Source organism: Pseudomonas proteolytica (assembly GCF_007858275.1).
Lineage (GTDB): Bacteria > Pseudomonadota > Gammaproteobacteria > Pseudomonadales > Pseudomonadaceae > Aquipseudomonas > Aquipseudomonas proteolytica.
Window position 1 is genome coordinate 22,203 of the sequence record NZ_VFEV01000059.1, and the last position, 6,770, is coordinate 28,972.

The window sequence follows — 6,770 nt, forward strand, 5'->3', positions numbered from 1 at the left end:
CGTGCCCCAGGGTCGGGCGAACGGTTGGGATAATAGGCAGTGCAGGGGTGGCTGTCCTTGTGGCAATTCTGAAGAAATATGGAGACTCCCCGAGCAGGCTCGCCACGAGGAGTGTGACGTAGCGGAAAAGTACTACATTGATTTGGGACACCCTCGGTTTGCCATACATCCCACTCGATACAATGCTGAAGAGACACTCTGAACAATCCATCAGCTCATGCCTCAACTTTCCCATTCAGCCACTTACACTTGGGCATTCTTTTGCGGCGCTACAGCAAACATCCTGCTGGGCGCGTCGTCCCTCTATTGGCGAGAACTGGGAGAACTCACCCCCCAAACACTGGTTACCTATCGGGTACTCATATCACTAGCCACCGTAATCATGGTGATTGTTGCAAGCAGAAACCTCAGTAACTTAAGACTTTTAGACCTGAAAACGCTATTTCTGCATTGCGTAGCATCTCTACTACTCGCTATAAACTGGGGTGCTTTTATATGGGCCTCTATAAATGGGCACATTCTGGAAAGCGGCTTCGGGTATTTGCTAGCGCCCGCCCTGTCCATCGGCATAGGTTTATTTATTTACCATGAGCCTCTCAAACTCACTCAAGCACTGACACTCCTTATATTAGTTAGCTTGGTGATCCTGCTCATTATCTACAGCAACGAACTCAAGCATTGGGTTTATTTATTAATTGCTTCTACGTGGGGCGCATACACTTGCCTAAAAAAGGCTACCCCGCTAACGGCTATAAATGGTCTGCTAGTAGAAACTATTTTTTTGAGTATTTGCATAGTGCTAGGTTGGGCAGCAGGCATCTGGACATTTACCTTGCCCAAAAACGTTACAAGTCACTCGCAATGGCTCATTCTCTTGGCCGGGTGCGTATCCGTTACACCTCTAGTCTTATTCGCGTATGCAGTAAGAAAACTGCCGCTTTCCACAACAGCGGCCTTTCAATTCATACTACCTTGCACACAACTGATAGTTGCACTGACCTTTTACAAACAATCTATATCCGCAGGCACCATGATGGTGTTTCTGGCAGCTTTCGGGGTATTGCTGTGCTTGCTGATCTATGAAGCTTCCGGCTTGGCTCCCAATAAAACGTAAAAATTTCCGCAGCCATCGTGAACCTTAAGCAGTCAAAGGCGCGATCTCCTCGCTCCCTTGACTGGCTTCACTTCGCGGATCAAAGCAACTGGGAAATTTCATCCTTGATCAACAAGCGCCTCTCCTTCAGTTTCTTCAATTCATCATCGTTGCCGGCGGCTTTTTCGGCGCTCAACACCAGTTCATCGACAGTCTTGTATTTATCAAGCAACGCGTTCAGGTGAGGGTTCTCTGCCCGGCGTTTGTCGACGACGTCCTTGCTCAACCCCAAATCCTGATAAAGATCATGTTTCACTGGCATGAAGTACCTCCGCAAGTTAATCAATGACTGGTACACCTTGAAGCTAGCCCATCCATGGGCCTCTTGTCATGCCCAAGGTCAATTCCCCGGGCCCAGCTCGCGTGCGAGGAACGGTGCGGTGCGGCTGGTTTTGCTTTGGGCGACGTGTTGGGGCGTGCCGCTGGCGACGACTTGGCCGCCCTGGTCGCCGGCGCCTGGGCCGATGTCGATGACCCAGTCGCTCTGGGCCACCACGCGCATTTCGTGTTCGACCACAATCACTGTGTGACCGGCGTCCACCAGATGGTTGAGTTGCAGTAGCAGGCGGTCAACGTCACGGGGGTGCAGGCCGGTGGTAGGCTCGTCGAGGACGTACAGGGTTGCGCCCCGCGCGGTGCGTTGCAGTTCGGTGGCCAGTTTGATCCGCTGGGCCTCGCCGCCGGACAGTTCGGTGGCCGGCTGGCCCAGGCGCAGGTAGCCCAGGCCGATGTCGCGCAGGACCTGCAACGCACGCAGTATGCCGGGCTGTTCGGCGAACACGTCCATCGCCTGTTCGACGGTCAGGCCCAGTACCTGGGCAATGTTCAGGCCCTGCCAGGTAATCGCCAGGGTCTGGGGGTTGTAGCGCGCGCCGTGGCAGGTGGGGCAAGGGGCGTAGACGCTGGGCATAAACAGCAATTCGACGCTGACAAAACCCTCGCCCTCGCAGTTCGGGCAGCGACCCTTGGCCACGTTGAAGGAGAACTGCCCGGCATCGTAGTGGTGTTTTTTCGCGGCTGGGGTGGCGGCGAACAGCTTGCGCACGTTATCGAACAAGCCGGTATAGGTCGCGAGGTTGGAGCGCGGGGTGCGGCCGATGGGCTTCTGGTCCACCTGTACCAGGCGGCGGATCTGTTCCAGGCCCGCGCGGATGCGCCCGCCGCTGGTTTGCGGTGCAGGGTCCTGCAGGTCGGGCTCATCCTCGCTGACCACCGCCCGCCCCAGCCCCTCACCCACCAGGTCCAACAGCGCCTGGCTGACCAGGCTGGATTTACCCGACCCCGAAATCCCCGTCACCGCCGTAAAACAACCCAGGGGGAAGTCCACGCTCACCTCGTCGAGGTTATTGCGGCTGACCCCTTCCAGGCTGAGCCAGCCGCTCGGCGCACGACGCGAAGGGTTCAGCGGTTGCGGCTCGGCAAACAGGTATTCGCGGGTCTGTGAGGCTTGGACCTGTGCCAGGCCTGCCGGTGGGCCGCTGTACAACACTTGGCCGCCCTGCTCGCCGGCTGCCGGGCCGACGTCGATCAGCCAGTCGGCGCGGCGCATGGTTTCCAGGTCGTGTTCCACCACAAACAGCGAGTTGCCGGCGGCTTTCAGGCGCTCAAGGGCGGTGAACAAGGCCTCGCCATCCGCCGGATGCAAACCGGCCGACGGTTCATCCAGCACGTAGATCACCCCGAACAACTGCGAGCCCAATTGCGTCGCCAGGCGCAGGCGCTGCAGCTCCCCAGAGGACAGGGTCGGCGTACTGCGCTCCAGAGACAGATAGCCCAGGCCCAGGTCGGTCAGGGTGCTGACCCGCTCCAGTAAATCCTGGGCGATACGTTGGGCGGCCAGGCGTTTTTCCAGCGAAAGTTTTACCCGCCCTTTGCCCTCGGCCACCGGACGCAGGAGTTGCGCCAGTTGCAACAGCGATAGCTGCGACAACTCGCCAATATCCACCCCCGCGAACTTCACCGACAGCGCGGCCTTATTCAGGCGCTTGCCCTCGCACAGGGGGCACGGGCTGCCTTGCATGAATTGCGCGACACGCTTTTTCATCAGCGCGCTTTGGGTGTGGGTGAAGGTATGCAGGATGTAGCGCCGGGCGCCGCTGAAGGTGCCCTGGTAACTGGGTTCGAGCTTGCGCTTGAGGGCGTCGCGGGTTTGCGCCGGGGTCAAGCCGGCGTACACCGGCACCGTGGGTGTTTCCTCGGTGAAGAGGATCCAGTCGCGCTGTTTTTTCGGCAGCTCGCGCCAAGGGATATCGACGTCGTAACCCAGCGTCACGAGGATATCCCGCAGGTTTTGCCCCTGCCAGGCCAGTGGCCAGGAAGCCACGGCACGCTGGCGAATGGTCAAGGAGGGATCGGGCACCATCAGCGCCTCGGTCACTTCATACACGCGGCCCAGGCCGTGGCACTGCGGGCAGGCGCCCTGGGGCAGGTTGGGCGAGAAGTCCTCGGCGTACAGCATCGGCTGCCCCGGCGGATAGCTGCCGGCACGGGAATAGAGCATGCGGATCAAGCTGGACAAGGTAGTCACGCTGCCCACCGACGAGCGTGTGCTCGGCGTACCCCGCTGCTGTTGCAACGCCACGGCGGGCGGCAAGCCTTCGATGGAGTCCACATCCGGCACGCCCACCTGGTCGATCAGGCGCCTGGCATAGGGCGCCACCGACTCGAAATAGCGCCGCTGCGCCTCGGCATACAGGGTGGAAAACGCCAGGGACGACTTGCCCGACCCCGACACCCCGGTGAACACCACCAGGGCATCCCGTGGGATGTCCACATCGACATTGCGCAGGTTATGTTCACGGGCGCCCCGCACCCGGACAAAACCGGGGCGCGCGGCAAGAAGATTGGTGCCTGGCGGCAAGTGGCGCGCTGAAGTCATGGTCAACCTTGTAAAGGGTGGCAGGTCCTGCGGTGGAGCCAGGAACCGGGGCAAACGTTCAATTACGTGCATTGAGTACTGAGCGTACCCGCTGCGCGAGGGCATCAGGGCTATAGGGTTTACCCAGCAGGTGAATATCGGCTCCCAACTGGTGATTGCTGGAAAGCACGTCGCGGGTATGCCCGGAGGTAAACAACACAGCAACGGGCGGCTGTTGTACCTTGGCCCACTCGGCCAGGTCCGTGCTTTTGAACCGCCCCGGCATGACCACGTCGGTAAAGATCAGGTCCGGCCGCAAACCGGTGCGCAGCATCAACATCGCGTCATCGCCGTCCTCGGCCGTGAGCACCGTGTAGCCGGCCTGTTGCAGCAACTCCACCGCCGCGGCACGTACACCTTGGTTGTCCTCCACGACCAGGATGGTTTCGCGGCCGCCTTCCTGCAACATCACCTGGGCAGGCGCTTCCTCGCTTTCCGGCTCAAGGCTGTGGGGGAAGTACATCTGCACTACGGTGCCCTGGCCCGGCTCGCTGCTGACCTGCACATGCCCGCCACTTTGCTTGACGAAACCAAACACCATGCTCAAGCCCAGGCCGGTGCCGTGACCGTCTGGCTTGGTGGTAAAGAACGGCTCGAAGACCCGCCGCAGCACCGCCGGCGACATGCCGGCCCCGGTGTCGCTGACGGACAGGCGCACATATTCACCGGGGGCAATCCCGTTGCGGCTGCCTTCCTCGGGCGACAAGGTGATGTTTTCACCGGTGATGCGGATCACCCCCTCGCCTTTCATGGCATCCCGGGCATTGATCGCCAGGTTGAGCACGGCATTTTCCAGCTGATTGCGATCGACATGGATGCACCACGGGTCTTGCGGCAATTGCACATCGATCTGGATGGTTTCCCCCAGTGCCCGCTGCAGTAACTCACCCAGGCCTTCATAAATGCGCCGGGGGTTGAACACCGCCGGTGACAGGGGCTGGCGCCGGGCAAACGCCAGCAGTTGCGAAGACAGCTTGGCGCCGCGTTCGACGGCCGCCAGGGCAGCCCCGACGCGGCGTTGTACCTGGGGGTTGTCCCGTTCATGGCGAGCCAGCAAGTGCAGGTTGCCGGCAATCACCTGCAGCAGATTATTGAAGTCATGGGCCACGCCCCCCGTCAGCCCGCCAATGGCCTCGAGCTTCTGCGACTGGCGCAACTGGCCCTCGGCGGCCGAGCGCGCCTGGACTTCGGCGGCGACGCGCTGCTCCAGATTGTGGGTGAGCTTGAGCAGGGACTCTTCCGCGATCTTGCGCACATGGATATCAATGATCACCCCGGGAAAGCGCAGCGGCTGCCCCTGCGCATCCAGTTCGCAGCGCCCGCTGGCCAGTACCCACAGATAGCTGGCGTCAGGGCGCCGCACGCGAAATTCGACGTTATATGACCCGCCGGCTTCCAGGGTGCGGGCGATCAGGCGGCTGACCCGCACCAGGTCATCGGGATGGATGATCTCGGTGGCGGTGGCGATGGGCAGGCCCTGCTCCACATCGTCCATGGACAGGCCCAGGGTGCGGGCGAAACGCTCGTCTCCCGACAGGCGATCCGGCAACACATCCCAGACAAATGAGCCCAGCAACGCCCCGGCATTGAGCGCCAGTTGCAAGCGCTCGTCCGCCACACGGTAGGCACCCTCGGCTTCCTGGCGCAAACGCTCGGACAGCACGTGCGCGGTGGTCTCCACGACAATCGCCAGCACCCCGGCCGGCTGCTGGTCGTCACCGGCTACCGGGCTGTAATAGAGGTCCAGCCACAAGTCTTCGGGTTGACCATTGCGCAGCAGCGTCAAGGCCTTGTTGCGATAGGACAAGGTGCCGCCGGCCAGGCAGGTGCTCATGACATGCCGGTTGAAGTCGGCCACTTCCGGCCAGCCCTGTTCCACCGGCATGCCCAACAGGGACGGATGCCGGCCGCCGGCAAACACCGAGTAACTGTCGTTGTAGATCATGTACCCGGCGCGCCCCCAGAGCATCACCATCGGCACCGGCGAGGCCAGGAGCATCTGCACGGCACAGGTCAGGCTGGTGGACCAACTGTCAATCGAGCCCAGGTCCGTGTTCGACCAGTCAAAGGCACGAATCCTTTGGGCCATTTCACCGCCCCAGCCGTCACAACCATGGGTATTGGATAAAAATTGCATGGACCCTGCTCATACAAAGAGAAGACGTTCGCCAAGGTTGGAGCATAGCGGTGCTGGATGGTTTCACTCTGTATCAATGTGGCTAGGGGGCTGCCCCTCGCTGGGTTGCGCAGCAAGCTCCAGAACCTGCCACCTTGGGGTGTCTGGTGGAGCATGGTGAGGGGGTTGGGGTGGCTTTGCCACCCAGCGCGGGGCAAGCCCGCTCGCCACATAAAGCTGGTGGTTCACAGTAAGTTCGAGGGTGCGGCAAGTTTCTTGTGGCTAGGGGGCTCGTCCCCCGCTGGGTTGCGCAGCAGCCCCAAATCCTGCCACCTCGGGGTGTCAGGTGGAGCATGGTGAGGGGGTTGGGGTGGCTTTGCCACCCAGCGCGGGGCAAGCCCGCTCGCCACATAAAGACGGTGGTCCACAGTAAGTTCGAGGGTGCGGCAAGTTTCTTGTGGCGAGGGGGCTCGTCCCGGTACAAACCGGGGACATCGTTTACATTTCTAACCGGGGACATGGTTTACAGGTTAATACGCATGGTCAGGAGGTATCTGATCATGCCCTGGAACCAAGAGTCCCCC

Annotated in this window: 4 protein-coding genes; 1 reads left to right on the plus strand and 3 read right to left on the minus strand. The window is 60.8% G+C overall.

The annotated features are described in order from the left end of the window. The first annotated feature begins 217 nt into the window (after positions 1–217). Positions 218–1,114, plus strand: a complete 897-nt coding sequence (locus tag FIV38_RS28225; protein ID WP_092239277.1) for an EamA family transporter — start codon at positions 218–220, stop codon at positions 1,112–1,114. Between the two features lie 79 nt (positions 1,115–1,193). Here FIV38_RS28225 and FIV38_RS28230 read toward each other — a convergent pair whose 3' ends face one another. The 3 genes from FIV38_RS28230 to FIV38_RS28240 form a co-directional block, all read right to left on the minus strand. Then, positions 1,194–1,415, minus strand: a complete 222-nt coding sequence (locus FIV38_RS28230) for an HP1242/YdcH family protein (RefSeq protein ID WP_029293687.1) — start codon at positions 1,413–1,415, stop codon at positions 1,194–1,196. 78 nt (positions 1,416–1,493) lie between these two features. Then, complete coding sequence (locus tag FIV38_RS28235; protein WP_092239275.1) at positions 1,494–4,031, minus strand: excinuclease ABC subunit UvrA; 2,538 nt, start codon at positions 4,029–4,031, stop codon at positions 1,494–1,496. A gap of 58 nt (positions 4,032–4,089) precedes the next feature. Beyond that, positions 4,090–6,207 (minus strand): hybrid sensor histidine kinase/response regulator, encoded by a 2,118-nt coding sequence (locus FIV38_RS28240; protein WP_092239272.1) that lies wholly within the window; start codon positions 6,205–6,207, stop codon positions 4,090–4,092. Positions 6,208–6,770: the final 563 nt, after the last annotated feature.